The following is an 18071-nucleotide window of genomic DNA, read 5'->3' as shown; positions in this document are numbered from 1 at the left end:
GCTCAGTCGCCGGAGGTCGTATCATCCTCGGATGGCGCCTCGCCTTTGAGCGAATCCCAGAGCTCGGCGGCGCCGGGAAACTCGGTGCCGTCCTCGTCGCTCAGCGCGTCGGGATCGTAGCGGCGGGTACAGCCTTCGCCCAGGGTGGGCGGCGGGTTGGCGGTGCCGGGGTTCTTCGGGTCGCTCATGTCGGCCATCTCCTTTGAGCGCAGCGTCCGCCGCCGATGACGGCGGAAGCCTGCGCAGTACCCAGTCTGGAACGAGAGGATCAGTCGAACACCACGGTCTTGTTGTCGTGCACCAGCACGCGGTCTTCCAGGTGGTAGCGCAGGCCGCGGGCCAGCACCAGCTTCTCCACGTCCTTGCCCAGGCGCACCAGGTCTTCGATGTTGTCGCGGTGGCTGATGCGCACCACGTCCTGCTCGATGATCGGGCCGGCGTCCAGTTCCTCGGTGACGTAGTGGCAGGTCGCGCCGATCAGCTTCACGCCGCGCAGCGAGGCCTGGTGGTACGGCTTGGCGCCGACGAAGGACGGCAGGAAGCTGTGGTGGATGTTGATCACCTGGTGGCGATACTTCTGGCACAGGTCCGGCGGCAGGATCTGCATGTAGCGCGCCAGCACCACGTTGTCGGCCTGATGCTCGTCGATCAGCCGCGAGACCTGCTCGAAAGCCGGCTGCTTGTTCTTCGGGTCCACCGGGACATGGAAGTACGGAATGCCGTGCCATTCCACCATGCTGCGCAGGTCATCGTGGTTGGCGATCACACAGGGGATCTCGCAGTCCAGCTCGCCGCTGTGCCAGCGGTGCAGCAGGTCGGCCAGGCAATGCGACTCGCGGCTGGCCATCAGTACGACGCGCTTCTTCACCGAGGAGTCGGTGATGCGCCACTCCATGGAGAACTCACGGGCAATCGGGGCGAAGGCCTGGCGGAAACCATCGATGTCGAACGGCAGGGAGTCGGCACGAATCTCGTGTCGCATGAAGAACCAGCCGTTGTCGTTGTCGGAATGGTGACTGGCCTCGGTGATCCAGCCGTTGTAAGTGGCCAGGAAATTACTCACCTTGGCGACGATGCCAACCCCGTCGGGGCAGGCGATCACCAGTCGGAAAGTGCGCATGGGTGTACTCCAGATACATCGCGAAGGCGGCCATTCTAGCGACTGCCGGGGAAAAGATCAGCCATTGCCGCGGTGCGCCGACGAGAGTCAGTTCAGCGCTGCGCAGTGCGCCGAATAATTACCTGCGAATGAATTATTTAAATAAGTGGACAATTACTCACAAAACTTTTCCCAAGCATTTACTTGAACAACTTCGCTGACTATTATGTCTACTACAAACTTTCCGCCACCGCTGGACCCAGAACAAGGTACCCAACATGTCGCTGATCAACGAGTACCGCGCTACCGAAGAAGCCATCAAGGAACTTCAGGAGCGCCTGAAATCCCTGGAGCAGGACGACAAGCTGAAGAAAGAGCTTGAGTTCGAAGAGAAACTTCGCGCGCTGATGGGCAGCTATGGCAAGTCCCTGCGTGACGTCATCGCCCTGCTCGATCCGGACGCGAAGCTGAGCAAATCGCCGCGCGCCGCAAAGACCACCGTGAGCAAGCGCGCTCGCAAGGTCAAGCAATACAAGAACCCGCACAACGGTGAAGTGATCGAAACCAAGGGCGGCAACCACAAGACCCTCAAGGAATGGAAAGCCAAGTGGGGCGCCGAAGCCGTAGAAGGCTGGGCCACACTGCTGGGCTAAGCCTTGCGGACATGAAAAACGCCAGCAGGTGCTGGCGTTTTTTATTGCCCGCAAGAAAGTACAGGGCGCTACAGGCCATAGCGCGCGCGCAGCACCTGCGCATACTTCTGCCACTCTTGCAGCACCAGCCGACCGGCCGGCGTGGCATTGACCAACTGTTCGCTCATTGCCGCGGCAAAGTTATCCAGCGTATTCGGCGCGCCGCACTCGGCCCGACTCAAACGCGCACGGCAGAAGTCCTGCCATTGTTGCTGTTCCGTGGCATTCAAAGTTTCCGGGAAATTCCGCGCCCGATAACGGAAGAGCAGTTCCGGAAGTCGCGCATCGTCGAATGGCCATTGTTCTTTCGCCAGCCGCGAGGGATCGGCCTGGCGCACCTGCTCGCACAATCTTCGGTCCCGGTCCCCGATAAATCCGTCGTACAACTGCTGTTCGGGATCCTCGCTGCCGGCGAAACTTTCTTCGGCATACAAGGGTGCAAGTTTGTCCTGCCAGATTGCTTTCGCCTGGGTCAGTGTCCGGGCTGCGTTCAGGCAGGCATCCAGGTCCAGCCCGATCCGCTCGCGATCCTGCGGACGCAACACGGACAGCGGCGCCACGACGGGACATTTGTTGATGTGCAAAAGCTTCAGCGGCACCGGCAACTCGCCCTCGGCCAACTCATCACGACGGGTATAGAGGCGCTTGCGCAAGGCCTCCGCGTCCAGCTCCAGCAGCGGCGACACATCGGCGCCCAGGTCGCAGACGATCAGCGCGTTGCGGTTGCGCGGGTGCCAGCCCAGCGGCAGCACCACCGACAGATAATGACGGGCGCCGGAGAACATGCCGGAGATGTGCACCATCGGTTGCAGCACGCGCACCTGATCGAGCACGCCCTGCTTACCACGCAAGCGATAGAGGTAGTCATAGAGCTTGGGCTGGCGGTCGCGCACCAGTCGCGCCAGGGCGATGGTGGCGCGCACGTCGGACAGGGCATCGTGGGCCTGCCCGTGGTCGATGCCGTTGGCCGCGGTGAGTCGCTCCAGCTTGAGGCTGACGATGCCGTCCTGCTGCGGCCAGACGATGCCTTCGGGGCGCAGGGCATAGGCGGTGCGCACCATGTCGATCAGGTCCCAGCGGCTATTGCCGCCCTGCCACTCGCGGGCATAGGGATCGAAGAAATTGCGGTACAGGCTGTAGCGCGTCACCTCGTCATCGAAACGCAGGGTGTTGTAACCCGCCACGCAGGTGGCCGGCTGAGCGAGCTCGGCATACAGGCGGGTCATGAATTCGGCTTCGCCCAGGCCGCGCTCCTCCAGGCGATCCGGAGTGATGCCGGTGACCAGGCAGGCCGCCGGGTGCGGGAGGATGTCGTCACTGGGGCGGCAATAGAGGTTCAGCGATTCGCCGATCTCGTTGAGATTTTCGTCCGTGCGGATGCCGGCCACCTGCAGCGGCCGGTCGCGGCGCGGGTCGATACCGGTGGTCTCGTAGTCGTACCAGAAGATACTGGCGTTCATTGTTGTTCCTTGCCTGCAAGCGAGTGCGTCGCAGTCTAACAGTGCGGCCTGCCACACTTCCAAAACGCCTCGCTGGCACATGGACAGCCCAGACCTTTATGATGGGCGTCGCAAGGACACACCCACTGGAAAGGACTTTCCTCATGCAAGACATCGCTGCACAAAATCCCTACAGCGCCCCGCTGAGCAATCTCGAGCCGGGCGCAGCGCAGGGCTCCGTGCCCTCACTCGCCGACGCCCTGAGCCGCGGCTACGACTTCCGCGTCGGCGACCTGCTGGGCGAATCCTGGCGCCGCACCAAGGGCACCAAGGGTTTGATCATCGGCGGCTTCGTGGTCTTCTACGCAGCGATCTTCGCCCTGGTCAACGTGCTCAGCCTGTTCCTCACCGTGGTCGGCGTCGCCGGCATCGCCGGCATGGGCCTGCTCGGCGACAGCGAAGCCGCGGGCGGCATGGCGGTCGGCGCACTGGTGGCCTTCTTCATCGGCTCCATCGTCCTGAGCTTCGTCGCCACGGCGGTGTGCTACCCGCTGCTGGCAGGCGTCAACATGCTCGGCATCCGCCGTGCTGCCGATCAGCCGCTGCGCTTCAACGAGGTCTTCAGCCACTTCGGCCGCACCTTCCAGGTGGTGGTCTGCGTGCTGTTGAGCACCATCATGATCTTCATCGGCTACTTCTTCGTGCTGCCGGGCATCTACCTGAGCATCGCTTACATGCTGGCCATCCCGTTGGTGGTCGAACGCGGCCTGTCGCCCTGGGCGGCCATGGAAGTCTCGCGCAAGGCCATCACCCAGCACTGGTTCAAGGTGTTCGGCCTGCTGCTGGTGTTCGGCCTGCTGTTCATGCTCAGCACCCTAACCCTGGGTATCGCGCTGATCTGGATGATGCCTTGGCTGATCGTCGCCATTGGCGTGCTCTACCGCACCATCTTCGGCGTTCTGCCACCCAAGGCCTGAAACCCCGCTGGAAGTGGCGCCATGCGCCCCTTCCGCACTTTCGGGACGAGCCACACCGAGCGTCGCCCACATCACCGGCATTAGCCTGCCTTACCCACTCCCGCGCCGTTACCGACCCGAGCCAAAGGAGCAAACCATGACTACCGATACTTCCTCCAACCCCTTCGCGCCGCCCGCCAGTTCGCTGCAGGACCCTGTCGCCAGCGGCACGGTGCCGAGCATCGAGGAGGCCCTTGCCCGCGGCTACGACTTCTCCATCGAAAGCCTGATCAAGGATGCCTGGCAGCGTGTCAACGGCACCAAGGGGCCGATCATCGTCGGCTTCATCATCTACATGGTCATCGTGCAGGTGATCAGCTTTGTCCTGGGCATGGTGCTGGGCCTTGGCTACGTCGCCAGCGGCTCCGAGGCCGGCTTCGGCATGGCCATTCTGCAACTGGTGGTGGGCATACTCGCGGCGGCGGTCGGCTACCCGTTCCTCGCCGGGATCAATATGCTCGGTATCCGCCGCGCCGCCGACCAACCCATCTCCTTCAACGAGATGTTCAGCCACTTCGGGCTGTTCGTGCCGCTGTTCATCACGGGTCTGGTGATGACCCTGCTGGTCTACCTCGGCGTGCTGTTCCTGCTGCTGCCGGGCATCTACCTGAGCGTCGCGTACATCCTGGCGATCCCGCTGGTAGTGGAGCGCAAGCTGAGCCCCTGGCAGGCGCTGGAGGCCTCGCGCAAGGCGATCACCCAGCACTGGTTCAAGGTCTTCGGGCTGTTCCTGGTGCTCGGCGTAATCCTGATCGTGAGCGCCATTCCGCTGGGTATCGGTCTGATCTGGACGCTGCCGTTGTCGATCATTGCCATCGGCGTGCTCTACCGCACCATCTTCGGTGTCCTGCCGCCCACGCATTAAGACAGCATCGGCCAATCCTGCCAGCGCGGTTGCCTCGTCGCACCGCGCTGGCTAGCATCTGGCACCTACCCCATCGACAGCGGTTTCCCTTGAGCCCAGCAGACCTCCATTCCAACGCGTCTCCCCAGGCGCCCGTCCTGGATACCCGCTATCACGTGGAGACCCCGGAAGGCATCGACCTGCTGCTGCGTCCCGCCGGTGTCGTGCCTCGCGCCCTCGCCTACCTGATCGACCTGGGCATTCGCATTCTGCTGATGGTGGCGCTGTTCATGCTGCTCGCCTTCCTCGGCGAACTGGGCACAGGCCTGGGCCTGATCCTCACCTTCATCATGACCTGGTGGTACATGGTGCTTTTCGAAGTGCTCAACCAGGGCCGCTCCCCCGGCAAGCAGGTCATGGGCCTGCGCGTGGTGCACGACGACGGCACCCCCATCGGCTGGTCCGCCTCGCTGCTGCGCAACCTGCTGCGCTTCGCCGATATCCTGCCGTTCGCCTACACGCTCGGCCTGCTCAGTTGCCTGTCCAACTCCGGCTTCAAGCGCCTGGGCGACCTCGCCGCCGGCACCCTGGTGATCTACCGCGATCCGCCACCGAGCCGCCCTCAGGTGCCGCAGACCACGCCCGAACTCGCCCCCTGGCCCTTGAGCCTGGAGGAGCAGCGCGCGCTGATGAGTTTCGCCGAACGCGGCACGCAGCTTTCGGCCGCTCGCCGTGAAGAACTCGCCGGCATCCTCGCGCAGCCACTGGGCATCGCGCCCGAACAGGCCGAAGCACGCCTCAACCGCATCGCCAGCGGCCTGCTGGGCAACGGGACGGGCCACCCATGAAGCAGGCCTACTTCGAACAACGCCACCAGGGCAGCTGGAAGCGTTTCGCCAAGCGACTGGACCAACTGGAAGGCGGCAAGCGCCAGGAGCCCAGCGACAAGCCCGAGGAGTTCGCCGCCGACTACCGGCGCATCTGCCAGCAGCTTGCCCTGGCCCAGGAACGCGGCTACAGCAGTCACCTGATCGACCAACTGCAGCAGCTCGCCATGCGCGGGCACCAGCAGTTCTACCGCCACCGCAGCCACCTGGGTGCGCGCATCCTCGGCTTCCTGGTCGCCGGCTTCCCGCGGCTGGTGCGCGAGGAGTGGCGCTGCATCGGCCTCGCTAGCCTGCTGTTCTATGGCAGCCTGCTGCTGATGGGCGTGCTGGTCTATCACTTCCCCGACCTGGTCTACAGCGTCATGACGCCGGAGCGCGTCTCCGAGATGGAATCGATGTACTCGCCGGACACCACGCGCCTGGGCCCCATGAGCACGCGCGACGCCGGCGATGACTGGCAGATGTTCGGCCACTACATCATGAACAATATCGGCATCGCCTTTCAGACCTTCGCCAGCGGACTGCTCTTCTGCGTCGGCAGCCTGTTCTTCCTGCTGTTCAACGGCGTGGTGATCGGCACCGTCGCCGGTCACCTGACCCAGGTCGGCTACATCGAGACCTTCTGGTCCTTCGTCATCGGCCACGGCGCCTTCGAGCTGACCGCCATCACCTTCGCCGGCGGCGCGGGCCTGAAGCTCGGCTGGGCACTGCTCTCCCCCGGCCGCCTGAGTCGCCTCGAGGCCCTGCGCCAGGCGGCCTCCCGCGCCGTGCAGCTGATCGGCGGGGTGATCCTGATGCTGCTGATCGCCGCCTTCATCGAGGGCTACTGGTCCTCCATCACGCACTTTTCGGCGACGGTGAAGTACGGGGTCGGCGCCTGCCTGTGGCTGCTGGTGGCCAGCTATTTCCTCCTTGCCGGACGGAGACGCCATGCGCCTGACTGACGCCAGCGTCGCCATTCGCCCGCGCAGCGCCTGGGAGGCGCTGGACCTGGGCATCCTCCTGGCTCGTCGTCACGCCGGCGTGCTGACGGCCAGCTGGGCTATCGTCACCCTGCCGGTATTCGTGCTGCTGTCCGTGCTGCTATGGAACTACTCCAGCTGGGCGATCCTGATCTTCTGGTGGCTCAAGCCCGCCTTCGAACGCCTGCCGCTGTACATCCTGTCGCGCTCGCTGTTCGGCGACACGCCAACGCTCAAGGAAGCGCTGCGTGCCTTCCCCGGCCTGATCAAGGCGCAACTGCTGCCCAGCCTGCTCTGGCGCCGCTTCAGCCCGACCCGCAGTTTCGACCTGCCGGTGCTGCAGCTCGAAGGCCTTGCCGGCCAGGCGCGCAGCCAGCGCCTGGTGGTACTCGGCCAGCGCAATGCCGGCGGCGCCACCTGGCTGACCATAGTCGGCATGCATTTCGAACTGGCGCTGTGGCTGGGCCTGACCACGCTGATGTACCTGATGCTGCCCAACCAGTGGGTCGAGGACTGGGAATGGAAGTCGCTGATCAGTGCCGCACAAGGCGACTGGGCGTGGCTGGAGCACATCAGCAACCTGATCTACGCCCTGCTGCTGATCGTCTGGGAACCGGTGTACGTCGCCTGCGGCTTCACCCTCTACCTCAACCGCCGCACCGAACTGGAAGCCTGGGATATCGAGCTGGTATTCCGCCGCCTGCGCCAGCGCCTGGTCGGCAGCGCCTATGCCCTGCTGCTGGCAATGGCCAGCGCGTTCGTCCTGCTGCCGGCCGATGACGCGTTGGCTGCGGACTCGGATACCGGCAGCAAGGCCAGCCAGAGTTGCCCGCTGCCCGATCAGAACCCCGACGGGCCCCAGGGCGCGCGGCTGACCCAGCAAAAGCTCAACAGCGAAGACGCGCGCAGCGCCGCGGAAAAGATCCTCGCCGCGCCGCCGTTCAGGAACAGCGAGAAAGTCACCGGCTGGCGTCTTCACGAAGACAAGAAAGAACAGAAGCCGGCAGACCCGGACGAGGCCAAGCGGCTGAAGAACTTCTTCGAGGCGCTGGGCAACTGGAAGGCCTTCAAGTTCGCGGCGCAAGGCATCGAAGTGCTGCTCTGGGGCCTGCTGTTCACGATCATCGCGTTGGTCATCTGGCGCTATCGCGAATGGCTGCGGCTGTTCGTCGAGCGCATCGGGCTGCCGCAGAAGCCGCGCCGCGAAGCACCCAGCGTGCTGTTCGGGCTGGACCTGGCACCCGAAACCCTGCCCAGCGACGTCGCCAGCGAAGCCGAGCGCCTGTGGGACGAGCAACCCCGAGCGGCGCTCGGCCTGCTCTATCGGGCCCTGCTCAGCCGCCTGCTGCACGACTTCCGCGTGCCGCTGCGCGAATCGACCACCGAAGGCGAAGTGCTGGTGCGCGTGGCCGACCTCAACGACCCACCGCTGGACAATTTCGCCCGCAGCCTGACCCAGCAGTGGCAGGCGCTCGCCTACGGCCACCGGGCGCCGCGGGCCGAACTCAAGCAGCAGCTGTGCGGCGAATGGCGTCATCTGTTCGGCACCGAGGTGCGGGCATGAAGCGCAACAACCTCGTCCTGCTGGTGCTACTCACCGTGCTCGTGCTCGGCGGCATCGGCTACTACCTGTACCGCAACCTCGAGCCCTACACCGAGACCATCGAGCACGGCGCCTCCCCGCAAGCCCGCGCCAATCCCTATCTCGCCGCCGAGATGTACCTGCGCGGCCGCGGCATCCGAGTCACCACCGCCCGCGGCATGGAAGTGCTGGACAAGCTGCCGAGCAAGGGCCAGACCCTGATCCTGCTGGGGACCCGCGAGAACGTCACGCCGACCCAGAATGCCCGTTTGCTCGACTGGGCCAATCGCGGCGGCCACCTCATCGTCACCGCCGAAAGCCTGTGGGACGAAGAAGAAGGCAAGAGCCGCGACGCGCTGCTGGATCAGTTGGGCGTGCAGCAATTCCTCACCGCCGACCTGAAGGACAAGGAAGAGGAAAAATCCACCACGCCCGAAGAAGATTCAGCAGTTGCGTCCCAGGACGAACAGCAGGATGAAGCGGACAAGCCGGAAGCAGAAGAAGATCATCCCGACCAGGCTTCCAGCGCCCACGAAAGCGAGGCCGCGGAAGCCGATCCCTACCCCGAGCTGACCAAGCTCTACCTGGAGAACGAGAAGGCCCCGGCCTACATCGACTTCGACACCGACTACCACCTGTTCGACTCGAAGAACCTCGCCTACGCCTGGGCCAACAGCGCCGATTCCACCCACCTGCTGCAACTGCAACAGGGCCAGGGATTGATCACCGTGCTCACCGACAACTGGATCTGGCAGAACGGCGAACTCGACGCCTACGACAACGCCTGGCTGCTCTGGTACCTGACCCAGGACAGCGCCGTCACCCTGGTATACCGCGCCGACGGCACCAGCCTGATGACCCTGCTGATGCGCTTCTTCCCCCAGGCACTGCTGGCCGCCGTCCTGTTGCTCGTTCTGGTGCTCTGGCGCAATGGCCTGCGCCAGGGCCCGCTGCAGCCCAACCCGGACCGCAGCCGCCGGCAACTGGAAGAACACCTGCGCGCCGGCGCCGATTTCATCCTCCGCCAGCGCGGCCAGCTCACCCTGCTGCAGGGCCTGCAACGTGACGTGACGCGCCGGGCGCGGCAACGCCAGCCCGGCTTCGACCGCCTGCCGGTCGCCGAACAATGGCAAGCTCTGGGCCGCATGACGCGCATGCCGGTCAGCGCCATCAGCCAGGCCATGCGCCCCTATCCGCAACAGCGCATGGCCGTCGCCGAATTCACCCGCCAGGTCGCGCACCTGCAAAGCCTCAGGAATGCCCTATGAGTGACCAACCTGAACAGCCCGCTACTCCCACACCCAATGCGGCAGCCCAGCGCCAGCGCGCCAGCCAGTTGGCCCAGGCACTGCGCCACGAACTGCAGAAAGCCCTGATCGGCCAACAGGAGGTGATCGACGACGTGCTCACCGCCCTGCTCGCCGGCGGCCATGTGCTCATCGAGGGCGTTCCGGGCCTGGGCAAGACCCTGCTGGTGCGCGCCCTCGCCCGCTGCTTCGACGGCGGTTTCGCGCGCATCCAGTTCACTCCCGACCTGATGCCCAGCGATGTCACCGGACACGCCGTGTACGACCTGGCAACCGAGCAGTTCAAGCTGCGCAAGGGCCCGGTGTTCACCCATCTGCTGCTGGCCGACGAGATCAACCGCGCGCCGGCCAAGACCCAGGCCGCCCTGCTGGAAGTGATGCAGGAGCGCCAGGTCACCCTCGAGGGTCGCGCCCTGCCCGTGCCGCAGCCGTTCATGGTGCTGGCCACGCAGAACCCCATCGAGCAGGAAGGCACCTACCCGCTGCCCGAAGCCGAGCTCGACCGCTTCATGCTCAAGCTGCGCATCGACTATCCGCTGGAGAGCGAGGAGCAGACCCTGGTGCGCCAGGTTACCCGCTCGGCGCGCAGCGACATGCTCGATGTGGCGCCCATGCGTGCTTTGCTCAAGGACAAGGACGTGCTGGCCCTGCAGAAGATCGCCGCCGACCTGCCCATCGACGACCAGGTGCTCGACTACGCCGTGCGCATCGCCCGCACCACGCGTAACTGGCCGGGCCTGGCGCTGGGCGCCGGACCGCGGGCCTCGATCGCCCTGGTGCGTTGCGCCCGTGCGCGCGCCCTGCTGCGCAGCGGCGATTTCGTCATCCCCGACGACGTCAAGGGCAGCGCCCTGGCCGTGCTGCGCCATCGCGTGCGCCTGTCGCCGGAACTGGAGATCGAAGGCCTGTCGGTAGACCAGGTGCTGCAACAGCTGCTCGACCAGGTACCGGCGCCGCGCGTATGAAACCCTCGCGCGCGCTCCTCGCGCTGCTCGGCGTCCTGCTGGCGATCGCCATCGCCCTGGGCGCGGCGCAGGCACTGGACTCGGGCTCGGCGCTGCTCGGCCGCCTCTGGTGGGGTGCGCTTTGCGCGCTGATCCTGCTGTCGCTGGCCGATGCCCTGTGGCTGCGCCGCACGCCGTCGCCCGAGCTGAGGCGCCAGCTCAGCGGCAACCTGCCGCTGGGCCGCTGGAGCGAGGTGCGCCTGCAATTCCATCACCGCTATGCCCAGCCGCAACGCATCACGGTGTTCGACCACCTGCCCGCCGGCATGGACTTCGAATATCTGCCGCAGACCGTGGAGCTGCATCCCGGCGAGCAGACCGAACTGGGCTATCGCGTACGCCCGCTGTCGCGTGGGCATTTCGTCTTCCCGCGCTGCGAGATCGAGCTGTCCAGCCCACTGCGCCTGTGGAAGGGGCGGCGCTACCTGGAGCAGCGCGACGAAACCCGCGTCTACCCGGATTTCGCCCGCCTCTACGGCGCCGAACTGATGGCCGTGGACCACTGGCTCAACCGCATCGGCGTGCGCGCCGGGCAGCGCCGTGGGCTGGGCCTGGATTTCCACCAGCTGCGCGAATTCCGCGACGGCGACACCTTGCGGCAGATCGACTGGAAGGCCACCGCGCGCAAGCGCACGCCCATCGCCCGCGAGTACCAGGACGAGCGCGACCAGCAGATTCTCTTCCTGCTCGACTGCGGTCGGCGCATGCGCAGCCACGACGGCGACCTCTCGCACTTCGACCATTCGCTCAACGCCAGCCTGCTGCTCGCCTATGTCGCGCTGCGCCAGGGCGACGCGGTGGGCCTGATGACCTTCGCCGGCGACCAGCCGCGCCACCTGCCGCCGGCCAAGGGCAGCGCCCAGCTCACCGCCCTGCTCAACAGCGTCTACGACCTGCGCAGCAGCCAGCGCCCGGCGGACTTCCCCGCCGCGGTGCAGGCCGTGCTCACCCGCCAGCGCCGCCGCGCGCTGGTGGTGATAGTGACCAACCTGCGCGACGAGGATGACGAGGAACTGGTGGCGGCGGTGAAACGCCTGGGCCGCCAGCACCGTGTACTGGTAGCGAGCCTGCGTGAGGAAGTCCTCGACCGCCTGCGCCAGTCGCCGGTGGAAGGTTTCGAGGAGGCCCTGGCGTACTGCGGCGCGGTGGATTACCTGAACGCCCGCGCCGGGCTGCACGAGAAGCTGATGGCCCATGGCGTGCCGGTGCTCGATGCACGGCCGAGCCAGCTGGGGCCGGAACTGATCAGCCGCTATCTGGGCTGGAAGAAAGCTGGTGCGCTGTAGCGTCGCGGCAAATCCGGACGCCAACTCCCTGGAGCCCCACACCGTGCAGATCGGTCAGCGCGTCCTGCGCTTCAGACCGACTCCACCTGCCGGCGAAAACTGAAATAACGGCGCAACGCGTCGACCAGCTCGACGTATTCCATTGGTGGCGCCGCCAGGCTGAAACCCGAATCGTAGTGACCTGGATTGACGTCCTCGCGGCACCATTGGCATGTGGCGGCGAACTCGATCAGTTGCAGCTTGCCGTCGTGGCTGGGGATCTTCAGGCGCATTTCGAAGCGGCCACCCACCAGCATCGGCAGCTGGCTGATCAGGAGCAGCCCATCCAGCGACACGTTGCCCAGGTAACCCATCGGTTTGTCGGTGATGCTGTTGAACACCTTCAGGTAGTAGGGCAGCTGATGGCGCTCGATATGTCGTTGATGACGCATAATGGCGTTTCGCTATGAGATATCGTCCAGTATGACGATGCCGCCCACGCAGGGCCAGTCCTAACGACAACCTTCCGCCAGCCGTGCGCTAAGCGCCTGACGAGCGGCGTCGAGCTGTGCATCGCTGTAGTAAGTCCTTTCACCACTGCCGTCCTGCGTGAAGTAGCGCCCGCCATGACTGATCGACTCCAGGTCATGGCGCCACTGAGCGCACTGCTGGTCCAGCTTGGCCTGCTGCTCCGCTGCCTGGTTATGGGCGGCGGCGCTTTCATCCCGGCGCGCGTCGTAGAAGCGGCGGGTACGCTCTTCGCGCTCGCGGGTCGCCGCATCACGTTCGACGACCTGCGGCTTGACCTCGACGCGTTGCGCCCCGGGCGGTGGCGTTTCGCTGAAGTGCACCTTTCCCTGAGCGTCGGTCCAGCGGTAGATATCCGCCGAAGCCAGCAGGGGGAAACACCAGGCACAAAGCCACAGGGCGCGCATTGCTACCTCCTTGCGTGAAGCATCCATGAGATTAGCCAGCTATCGGCCCGCCTCAAGTCGGCCCACGACCGCCGGTCAGGGCGTAGCCGGGTCGGTGCGCGAGTCGCCGGGCAGGCGGCCGTTGAGCCGAAGCGTTTCCAGCCGCGCCTTGGCCCGGTAAGCATACTCACTGGTGGGATAGCGGGCGATGATGAACTGGTAGGTCTGCGCCGCATCCACGTAGAACTTCTCGCGCTCCAGGCACTGGCCGCGCAGCATAGAGATTTCCGGCTGGATCCACGGCCGCGCGCGGGCCTTGCGCTCGGTCTCCGAAAGCTCCAGCTGCACACGCTGGCAATCGCCGCTCTTGTACGCGCGATAGGCGTTGTTCAGGTGATAGTTCATCGACCAGCTGGTGCAGCCGGTAACACTCAGCGCCAGCAGCGCGAGGAAAAGGGTTCGCATGGGCATATCCTCCGTTGGGAAGTGTATCGGCCCGTCTTGGCCGTACTGTAGTCCGCCACTAGACTCACGTGGACTTCGCCTTGGCGCAAAGGAGTTGCCATGCGTTTCGCACATTCCCTGTCGATTGCCCTGCCGTTCGCCGCGCTACTGCCCTGGCTCGCCGCCTGCGCCCCTACCACGCCGCTGTTCGTCGCGCAGGTCACCACCGGCGAAGTGGCCGAATACAAGCAGTTGAAGAACAAGCGCATGACCGCCGCCGTGGAAGAGGAAGGCGACCTGCTGACCTACAGCGCCCAGGCCATTCGCGACGGCAAGAGCGCGGATGCCGAGAAGCTCTACCTCACCGGCTACGACAACTCCCGCTATGGCCCGGAAGTGCGCGCCATCGCGCTGTACCAGATCGGCCTGATCTACATGAGCCGCTACAACGACCAGCGCGACGATCGCAAAGCCATGGATTATTTCCAGCGCATCGACCGGGAGTTTCCCGGCACCAAGGCTGCCGAACACGCCGACGCCCGCGAGCTGATCATCGCCCAGCGCGCCAAGGACCCGGTACAGAAAACCGCCAGGCAACTGCTGGCCGACTGGCAGCCGCAGTACAACCTGGACCTGAACAAGCCGACCCTCGACCCGGACATGACCCTGCTGTCACGCCGCGCCGTACTCAAGGGCCGTGTCGACGAAGCGGCGCAGCTCTACCTGCTGGGCGCCAATGACCCGGCCATTCCGCCGGACATCCGCGAAAAGGCGCTGTACCAGCTTGGCCTGATGTACATGGCGCCGGACAATCCCCATCCGGACCGCGAGAAGGCCATCGCCTACCTGCGCCGCCAGCTCGCCGAATTCCCCAGCGGGGAACTGGCCGCCAAGGGTGCCCGGCATCTGGACCGCGCACTGAACCAGACCTCGCCGCGCAGCTGATGGCAGGACCGGCGCACCGCTGAGCCAGGTCAAGGCGCGCGGCCGGCGCCAGTGTCTACGCTTGCTCTGCATTGAGCGCAGAGCAAGCGAGGACTTTGCCATGAAGCTGCATCACCTGCTCGTCATCATCGACCCGAGCCACGAGGACCAGCCCGCCCTCACCCGCGCCCGCTGGATCGCCCAGCGCTGCGGCGCGCGTCTGGATCTTCTGGCCTGCGAATACAACCCGGCGCTGGACAATGCTCTGCTGCTGGAGCGCGGCGACCTGGACGCTGCCCAGCGCAACCTGCTCGACGAACGCCTGGCCTGGCTGCAGCAACTGGCCGCGCCGCTGCGCGACTCCGGCCTCGACGTGCACTGCCAGGTGCGCTGGGGCAAGTCCCTGCATCACCAGGTGGTCCTGCACTGCGAACAGACCACGCCGGACCTGGTGCTCAAGTCCGCGCACCACCACAACCTGCTCAAGCGCCTGTTCCTCACCAACAACGACTGGCAGTTGATCCGCCATTGCCCACAGCCGCTGTGGCTGGTGCAGCACGGCGAATGGGCCGGGAAAAACCTGTGTGCCGCCGTCGACCCGCTGCACGCCGGCGATGCCCCGGCCGCGCTGGACCATCGACTGATCACGGTCGCCCGCGAACTGGAGCAGCGATTGCAGCTCGATGCCCACTACCTGCACGCCTACATGGCCCTGCCGCACACCCTGGCTTTCAATGCCGAGCTGCTGGCGGACTACGATAACTACGTGGCGCGCACCGAGGCCCACCACCGCGAAGCCTTCGACACGCTGCTGGCAAACTATCCACAGATCGATCACCGGCTCACCCACCTGGGCCAGGGTTTTGCCGAAGAAGTGATTCCGGCTTATGTGAAGGAACACGCCATCGACCTGTTGCTGATGGGTGCCGTCGCCCGTGGCCAGCTCGACAATGCGCTGATCGGCCAGACCGCCGAGCGGGTCTTCGAGGAAGTCGAATGCGATCTGCTGGTGATCAGGCCTGCCCCCTGAGCGGGCTACCTGAAAGAGTCATCCGAAAGAGAGTAAGATGGCGCCCTGGCCGTTCCGGACCCACTCCGGGAACGGCCTGACCGCTGCTTTCCCTAGGAGTCCCGCATGTCCCTTCGCCGCACCAAGATCGTCGCCACCCTCGGCCCAGCCAGCAATTCCCCCGAAGTCCTGGAGCAGCTGATCCTCGCCGGGATCGATGTCGCCCGCCTGAACTTCTCCCACGGCACTCCCGACGAACACCGCGCGCGCGCCCAGCTGGTGCGCGACATTGCCGCCAAGCACGGTCGCTTCGTCGCGCTGCTGGGCGACCTGCAGGGTCCGAAGATCCGTATCGCCAAGTTCGCCAACAAGCGCATCGAACTGGCCGTCGGCGACACCTTCCGCTTCTCCACCAGCCACCCGCGCACCGAAGGCAACCAGCAAGTGGTCGGCATCGACTACCCGGACCTGGTGAAGGACTGCGGTGTAGGTGACGAACTGCTGCTGGACGACGGTCGCGTGGTCATGGCGGTGAAGGAAGTGAAGGCGGACGAGCTGGTCTGCGAAGTGATCATCGGCGGCCCGCTGTCCGACCATAAAGGCATCAACCGCCGTGGCGGCGGCCTCACCGCGCCGGCCCTGACCGAAAAGGACAAGGCCGACATCAAGCTGGCGGCGAGCATGGACCTGGACTACGTCGCCGTGTCCTTCCCACGTGACGCCAAGGACATGGAATACGCCCGCCGCCTGCTCACCGAAGCCGGCGGCACCGCCTGGCTGGTGGCCAAGATCGAGCGCGCCGAAGCCGTGGCCGACGACGAAGCCCTGGACGGCCTGATCCGCGCCAGCGACGCCGTGATGGTGGCCCGCGGTGACCTCGGCGTGGAAATCGGCGATGCCGAACTGGTGGGCATCCAGAAGAAGATCATTCTGCACGCACGCCGCTACAACAAGGCGGTGATCACCGCGACCCAGATGATGGAGTCGATGATCCACAACCCGATGCCGACCCGCGCGGAAGTCTCCGACGTGGCCAACGCCGTGCTCGACTACACCGACGCCGTGATGCTCTCGGCCGAATCCGCCGCCGGCGAATACCCGGTGGAAGCGGTCAAGGCCATGGCGCGCATCTGCGCCGGCGCCGAAAAGCACCCGACCACTAAGAAATCCAGCCACCGTATCGGCCAGACCTTCGAGCGCTGCGACGAGAGCATCGCCCTGGCAGCCATGTACACCGCCAACCACTTCCCGGGCATCAAGGCGATCATCTGCCTGACCGAAAGCGGCTACACCCCGCTGATCATGTCGCGCATCCGCTCCTCGGTGCCGATCTTCGCCTACTCCCCGCACCGCGAAACCCAGGCCCGCGTGGCGCTTTTCCGTGGCGTGGAGACCATTCCCTTCGATCCGGCTGCCCTGCCGCCGGAGCGCGTCAGCCAGGAAGCCGTCGATGCGCTGCTGCAGCGTGGCGTGGTGACCACGGGTGACTGGGTGATCCTGACCAAGGGCGACAGCTACACCGCCCAGGGCGGCACCAACACCATGAAAGTGCTGCACGTGGGCGACCTGCTGGTCTGATCCTGCTGTAATGAAAAAGAAAAGGCCGCCCCGGGGCGGCCTTTTGCTTTGCGGTTGCTCAAAGGGCAACCAATCGGCTGAAAGCCAGTCGCCACGTGGCTTCGGCACCTTGGCCCCAAGCTTATCCACAGCACCTTCCACACCTTATGTGGGCAACCTGCGGACCATCGTTCAAATACCGCTCAATCTCTCGCAGGCCACGGCTGGCGGGAGGTAGCCGGGTTGCCTCAGAGCTTATCCACAGCGCGCTCCACAGATTGTGTGGGCAACCTGCCTCAGAGGAACTTCGAGAAGTCCGGCTGACGGCGCTGGGTGAAGGCGCTCAGCGCTTCATGGGCTTCCGGCGAATGCAGGCGCTGCACGAAGTGCTGGCCCTCTTCCGCCACCACGCGGCGCAGCTCCTCGATGAAAGGTGCCTTGAGCAGGCGCTTGCTCAGCGCCACCGCGGCCGGCGGCAACTGCTGGAAGGCCTGGCAAACCTCGCGGGCACGCGCCAGCGCAGCCGCACCGTCTTCCAGCGCCTCATTGGCGATACCGTAGGCCACGGCCTGCTCGCCGGTGAATCCTTCGCCGCGCAGCAACAGGCTGGAAGCCTTCACCGGGCCGACCAGGCGCGGCACCAGGAAACTGGAACCGAACTCCGGGCACAGGCCCAGGTTGACGAAGGGCATCTTCAGCTTGGCGCCCTTGGCGATGAATACCTGATCGCAATGCAGCAGCAGCGTGGTGCCGATGCCCACGGCGGGGCCGGCGACGGCGGCGACCACCGGCTTGGTGAACTCCATCAGTGCGCGCATGAAACGGAACACCGCGCTGTCCGGGCCACTCGGCGGCTCCTGGAGGAAATCAACGATGTCGTTGCCGCTGGTGAAGCACTCGGCATTGCCGGTGATCAGCACCACGCGCACCGAACGATCCTCCTGCGCCGCTTCCAGGGCATCGGCGAGCCCCGCATACATGGTGCGGGTCAGCGCGTTCATCTTGTCCGGACGGTTCAGGCGCAGGGTCAGCAGGCCCTCTTCGCGCTCGACGAGAATCTGTTCGCTCATGGCAATTCCTTGTTCTTATTGATGTGAGAAGACCGTTTCAGAGCCCGTTCAACACC

At 65.3% G+C, this 18071-nt stretch carries 19 protein-coding genes; 12 read left to right on the top strand and 7 right to left on the bottom strand.

Annotation, left to right across the window (positions count from 1 at the left end):
* Positions 1–2: 2 nt before the first annotated feature.
* Both C167_RS0118150 and purU read right to left on the bottom strand, forming a co-directional pair.
* Positions 3–188 (bottom strand): hypothetical protein, encoded by a 186-nt coding sequence (locus C167_RS0118150; RefSeq protein ID WP_017519714.1) that lies wholly within the window; start codon positions 186–188, stop codon positions 3–5.
* An 80-nt stretch (positions 189–268) separates the two neighbouring features.
* On the bottom strand, positions 269–1120 hold the full coding sequence (purU, locus tag C167_RS0118145) for a formyltetrahydrofolate deformylase (RefSeq protein WP_017519713.1): 852 nt from the start codon (positions 1118–1120) through the stop codon (positions 269–271).
* A gap of 257 nt (positions 1121–1377) precedes the next feature.
* Here purU and mvaT point away from each other — a divergent pair, with 257 nt between their 5' ends.
* On the top strand, positions 1378–1752 hold the full coding sequence (mvaT, locus tag C167_RS0118140) for a histone-like nucleoid-structuring protein MvaT (RefSeq protein WP_017519712.1): 375 nt from the start codon (positions 1378–1380) through the stop codon (positions 1750–1752).
* 68 nt (positions 1753–1820) lie between these two features.
* Here the strand turns inward: mvaT and sbcB are convergent, their stop codons facing one another.
* Complete coding sequence (gene sbcB / locus C167_RS0118135; protein ID WP_017519711.1) at positions 1821–3251, bottom strand: exodeoxyribonuclease I; 1431 nt, start codon at positions 3249–3251, stop codon at positions 1821–1823.
* Positions 3252–3394: 143 nt separating this feature from the next.
* Between sbcB and C167_RS0118130 the strand changes: the two genes are divergently transcribed.
* The 8 genes from C167_RS0118130 to C167_RS0118095 all read left to right on the top strand — a co-directional run bounded on the left by C167_RS0118130 (position 3395) and on the right by C167_RS0118095 (position 12118).
* Positions 3395–4207, top strand: coding sequence for a hypothetical protein (locus C167_RS0118130; protein WP_017519710.1), 813 nt, complete (start codon positions 3395–3397; stop codon positions 4205–4207).
* 136 nt (positions 4208–4343) lie between these two features.
* A complete protein-coding gene (locus C167_RS0118125) occupies positions 4344–5111 on the top strand; it encodes a hypothetical protein (protein ID WP_017519709.1) in 768 nt (255 codons plus the stop codon).
* Between the two features lie 155 nt (positions 5112–5266).
* Positions 5267–5938 (top strand): RDD family protein, encoded by a 672-nt coding sequence (locus C167_RS0118120; protein WP_017519708.1) that lies wholly within the window; start codon positions 5267–5269, stop codon positions 5936–5938.
* Positions 5935–6921: a stage II sporulation protein M gene (locus C167_RS0118115; RefSeq protein ID WP_017519707.1), complete on the top strand. Its 987-nt coding sequence runs from the start codon at positions 5935–5937 to the stop codon at positions 6919–6921. Before C167_RS0118120 ends, C167_RS0118115 begins: the two co-directional genes overlap by 4 nt.
* Complete coding sequence (locus tag C167_RS0118110) at positions 6908–8503, top strand: DUF4129 domain-containing protein (RefSeq protein ID WP_017519706.1); 1596 nt, start codon at positions 6908–6910, stop codon at positions 8501–8503. The genes C167_RS0118115 and C167_RS0118110 overlap by 14 nt, the downstream gene beginning before the upstream one ends.
* Positions 8500–9789, top strand: coding sequence for a DUF4350 domain-containing protein (locus tag C167_RS0118105; protein WP_017519705.1), 1290 nt, complete (start codon positions 8500–8502; stop codon positions 9787–9789). The genes C167_RS0118110 and C167_RS0118105 overlap by 4 nt, the downstream gene beginning before the upstream one ends.
* Positions 9786–10793, top strand: a complete 1008-nt coding sequence (locus C167_RS0118100; protein WP_017519704.1) for an AAA family ATPase — start codon at positions 9786–9788, stop codon at positions 10791–10793. Before C167_RS0118105 ends, C167_RS0118100 begins: the two co-directional genes overlap by 4 nt.
* Positions 10790–12118, top strand: a complete 1329-nt coding sequence (locus tag C167_RS0118095) for a DUF58 domain-containing protein (protein WP_017519703.1) — start codon at positions 10790–10792, stop codon at positions 12116–12118. The genes C167_RS0118100 and C167_RS0118095 overlap by 4 nt, the downstream gene beginning before the upstream one ends.
* A gap of 71 nt (positions 12119–12189) precedes the next feature.
* Here C167_RS0118095 and C167_RS0118090 read toward each other — a convergent pair whose 3' ends face one another.
* The 3 genes from C167_RS0118090 to C167_RS0118080 all read right to left on the bottom strand — a co-directional run bounded on the left by C167_RS0118090 (position 12190) and on the right by C167_RS0118080 (position 13476).
* A complete protein-coding gene (locus C167_RS0118090; protein WP_017519702.1) occupies positions 12190–12549 on the bottom strand; it encodes a PilZ domain-containing protein in 360 nt (119 codons plus the stop codon).
* Positions 12550–12609: 60 nt separating this feature from the next.
* Positions 12610–13032, bottom strand: coding sequence for a DUF4124 domain-containing protein (locus C167_RS0118085; RefSeq protein ID WP_017519701.1), 423 nt, complete (start codon positions 13030–13032; stop codon positions 12610–12612).
* A gap of 75 nt (positions 13033–13107) precedes the next feature.
* Entirely contained in the window at positions 13108–13476 is a 369-nt protein-coding gene (locus tag C167_RS0118080; protein ID WP_017519700.1) for a hypothetical protein, read from the bottom strand.
* 99 nt (positions 13477–13575) lie between these two features.
* Between C167_RS0118080 and C167_RS0118075 the strand changes: the two genes are divergently transcribed.
* From C167_RS0118075 to pyk, 3 genes are all read left to right on the top strand, one after another.
* On the top strand, positions 13576–14400 hold the full coding sequence (locus C167_RS0118075) for a tetratricopeptide repeat protein (protein ID WP_017519699.1): 825 nt from the start codon (positions 13576–13578) through the stop codon (positions 14398–14400).
* A 100-nt stretch (positions 14401–14500) separates the two neighbouring features.
* On the top strand, positions 14501–15409 hold the full coding sequence (locus C167_RS0118070; protein ID WP_017519698.1) for a universal stress protein: 909 nt from the start codon (positions 14501–14503) through the stop codon (positions 15407–15409).
* Positions 15410–15514: 105 nt separating this feature from the next.
* Entirely contained in the window at positions 15515–16966 is a 1452-nt protein-coding gene (pyk, locus tag C167_RS0118065; RefSeq protein WP_017519697.1) for a pyruvate kinase, read from the top strand.
* A gap of 275 nt (positions 16967–17241) precedes the next feature.
* Here the strand turns inward: pyk and C167_RS0118060 are convergent, their stop codons facing one another.
* Entirely contained in the window at positions 17242–18015 is a 774-nt protein-coding gene (locus C167_RS0118060; protein WP_017519696.1) for an enoyl-CoA hydratase-related protein, read from the bottom strand.
* Positions 18016–18071: the final 56 nt, after the last annotated feature.

This window comes from Pseudomonas nitroreducens TX1 (assembly GCF_000313755.1).
GTDB lineage: Bacteria > Pseudomonadota > Gammaproteobacteria > Pseudomonadales > Pseudomonadaceae > Pseudomonas > Pseudomonas nitroreducens_A.
Note: the sequence above shows the minus strand (reverse complement) of the source record. Positions and strands in the feature narration are given on the sequence as shown.